The sequence below is a fragment of the Micromonospora echinofusca genome, assembly GCF_017614955.1.
In the GTDB taxonomy this organism is placed as follows: Bacteria; Actinomycetota; Actinomycetes; order Mycobacteriales; family Micromonosporaceae; genus Micromonospora; species Micromonospora echinofusca_A.
The window spans coordinates 1-3,695 of sequence record NZ_WVUH01000510.1 but is presented as its reverse complement, the minus strand read 5'-3'; the positions used below and the strand labels follow the sequence as shown (position 1 = coordinate 3,695).

2 protein-coding genes are annotated in these 3,695 nt (G+C 68.9%); both read left to right on the top strand.

The features are described from left to right. Window positions 1-930, top strand: a 930-nt coding sequence (locus GSF22_RS31890) for a polysaccharide lyase family 1 protein (RefSeq protein WP_368856927.1), incomplete at its 5' end; no start/stop codon positions are given. A 162-nt stretch (window positions 931-1,092) separates the two neighbouring features. Continuing rightward, complete coding sequence (locus GSF22_RS35235) at window positions 1,093-3,648, top strand: pectate lyase family protein (protein ID WP_307804496.1); 2,556 nt, start codon at window positions 1,093-1,095, stop codon at window positions 3,646-3,648. Window positions 3,649-3,695: the final 47 nt, after the last annotated feature.

Below are 3,695 nucleotides of genomic sequence, written 5' to 3'. Positions count from 1 at the left end.
CCACTGGACCCGGGTGCCCCGCCGATCGGCTTCGCCTCGGTGAACGCGCTCGGCCAGAACGGCACCACCGGTGGGGCCGGCGGCCCGACGGTGACCGTGGACACCGCGGCCGAGTTCCTCGCCGCGGTCGCCACGCCCGGCCCGCTGAACGTCAGGGTGAGCGGGATGATCGCGCTGCCCGGCCCGATGCACGACGTCACCTCGGACAAGACCATCGTCGGGGTCGGGGCCAACTCGGGGATCACCGGCGGCGGGCTCAACATCGGCCTGCCGATCAGCAACGTGACCACCCCGCCGGCCGACGCCGTGCACAACGTCATCGTCCGGAACCTGAACTTCCGCAACACCGTCGACGACGCGATCAACGTGCAGATGTTCTCGCACCACGTGTGGATCGACCACAACGACCTCGCGTACGGCTACGACGGCCTGATCGACATCAAGCGGGGCAGCAGCTACATCACCGTCTCCTGGAACCACACCCACCACCACTCCAAGAACATGCTGCTGGGGCACGACGACAACAACGCCGCGCAGGATGTCGGGAACCTGAAGGTCACGTACCACCACAACTGGTTCGACCGGACGCCGCAACGCAACCCGCGGGTCCGTTTCGGTGACCCGGTGCACGTGTTCAACAACTACTTCGTCTACAACACCGACGTCGGGGTGGCCTGCCAGCTCGACTCCGGCTGCGTGGTCGAGGGCAACTACTTCGAGGACGTCGAGGTGCCCTGGTCGATCAGCTACTCCGGTGACCGGGGTCGGATGATCGCCCGCAACAACGTCCTGGCCGGTACCAGTGAGCCCGGTGACGCGGGGGGCACGGTGACCGAGCCCCGCACGTTCTACCCGTACCAGGTCACCGACCCGAACACCGTCAAGTCGGTCGTCTCGGCCGGTTCCGGTACCGGCAAGCTCGGCTACTAGTTCCTGATCCTGCGCCACCCGCACCTGATCCTGCGTACCAGTCCCTGCCACCGCCGGGCCGGCGTCCCCGGCCCGGCGGACCGGGGACCCGTCCCACCTTCGAAATCGATTTACATCGATCTTGTCTGCCCCACCAGGGTGGACGACCACCGAGGAGGTTCCGTGGACACCACCACCACCCACCGCAGGAGACAGCGCCGAGGTCTCCGCACCGCGATCGGGGCCGGGCTCGCCGCGGTCGCGCTCGCCGTCGGCATGGGAGCCACCGCCTACGCCGACACCCTGTTCAGCGACGACTTCGAAGACGGTAACGCCACCGGCTGGAGCACCAACGGCGGCAGCTGGTCGGTCGTCACCGACGGCTCCCGGGTCTACCGGCAGTCCAGCACCAGCAGTGACGCCCGCGCCCTGGCCGGTACGACGAGCTGGACCGACTACGCGGTCCAGACCACCGTCACGCCGACCGCCTTCAACGGCACCGACCGGTTCGTGGCGGTGCTGGCCCGGGTGCAGAGCAGCACCAGCTACTACTACCTGGCCCTGCGCAGCAACAACACCGTCGAACTCAAGCGCCTGACCGGCGGTTCGTCCACCACCCTGGACAGCGCCAGCGTCCCGGTCGGCACCGGCACCAGGTACACCCTCAAACTGGAGGTCGCCGGCTCCGCGCTGAAGGGGTACGTCGACGGCACCCTGCTCACCGAGGCGTCCGACAGCCAGTACGCCAGCGGCCGGATCGGCGTGGCGACCTTCTACTCCACCGCCACCTTCGACAACGTGCAGGTCACCACGGGTGGCACCAGCCCGACCCCGACGCCGACCACGCCGGTACCGACCCCGACCACGCCGGGGCCCACGCCGACCGGTGACCCGGGCGGCAACGTGGCCGACGGCTGGGCCTCGGTGGACGCCTGGGGCCAGAACGGCACCACCGGTGGGGCCGGCGGTCCGACCGTCACGGTCACCACCGCCAGCCAGTTCGTCACCGAGGCGGCCTCCGCCGGACCGAAGATCATCCAGGTCAGCGGGATGATCGCACTGCCCGGCCCGATGCACGAGGTCAGCTCGGACAAGACCATCGTCGGGCTCGGGGCGAACTCCGGGTTCACCGGCGGCGGGCTCAACATCGGCCTGCCGATCGACAACGCGATCACCGCGCCGCCGGCCAACGCGGTGCACAACGTGATCGTCCGGAACCTGAACTTCCGCAACTGGGCGGACGACGCGATCAACGTGCAGATGTTCTCGCACCACGTCTGGATCGACCACAACACCTGGACCACCGGCGCCGACGGCGGCGTCGACATCAAGCGCGGCTCGTCGTACGTGACGGTCTCCTACAACCACGCCGACGGTACCGACAAGAACATGCTGCTCGGCCACGACGACGGCAACGCGGCGCAGGATGTCGGTCGACTGAAGGTCAGCTACCACCACAACTTCTTCGACAACACCAACCAGCGCAACCCCCGGGTCCGCTTCGGCGACCAGGTGCACGTCTACCGCAACTACTACCTGAACAACGGCAACTACGGTGTCGCGTCCACCGAGAACGCCGGGGTCATCGTCGAGGGCAACTACTTCGAGAACGTCGACGACCCGTACCACCTGGCAGAGGGTTCCTCCGGCGACGGGCGGCTGGTCGCCCGGAACAACTGCCTGGTCAACTCCGGTGCCGGGCAGACCGGTGGCAGCGTCGGCAACCCGCCGTACCCGTACACCATCGGGGTGGCCTGCGACACCAGGGCCGTCGTCCTCGCGCAGGCCGGGGTCGGCAAGGTCGGCCTGCCCGGCGGTCCGACCACCCCGCCGAGCAGCACCCCGCCGCCGACCTCGACGCCCACCCCGACCACGACCCCGAGCGTGCCCACCGGCGAGCTGGTCGGCTGGGCCACCCAGAACGGCGGTACCACCGGCGGGGCCGGCGGGGCGACGGTGACCGTCTCCGACGGGCAGGCGCTGGCCGACGCCCTGGAGGAGGACGTGCCGCTGGTCATCCGGGTGCAGGGCAACCTCACCATGCCGGACAAGATGAACGACGTGCGGTCGAACAAGACCGTGCTCGGCGTCGACGGGGCGACCCTGGACAACGGGCTCAACGTCAGCAGCGCCCGCAACGTCATCATCCGTAACCTCACCTTCCGGGGCTGGGACGACGACGCGATCAACGTGCAGTACTCCACCAACGTCTGGATCGACCACAACACCTTCGACGGCGGGTACGACGGCGCGGTCGACATCAAGCGGGAGTCGGACTTCGTCACCGTCTCGTGGAACCGGGTCATGAACCACACCAAGAGCATGCTGCTCGGCCACGACGACGGCGCCACCTCGGACATCGGTCACCTGCGGGTGACGTACCACCACAACTGGTTCGACGGGAGCAGGGAGCGGCACCCCCGGGTCCGCTTCGCCGACCCGGTCCACGTGTTCAACAACTACTACTTCGGCGCGGACTACGGTGTCGCCTCCACCATGGGCGCCGGTGTCCTGGTCGAAGGGAACTACTTCGAGAACGTGACCCGGCCCACCGCCGTCGGCTACGCCGAGTCGGGGCCGGGTGACCTGGTCCAGCGCAACAACCACTTCGTCAACTCCGGTGCCCCGGAGAGCGCCGGTGACGTCGCGGCCATCCCGTACCCGTACGCGGTGGACGCCGCCACCGGGGTGAAGGCGGCGGTCACCGCCGGTGCCGGCGCCGGTCGGATCAACCCCTGATCGAGGGCGGGCCGACGGTCGTCCCCGACCGCCGGCCCGCCTTACCC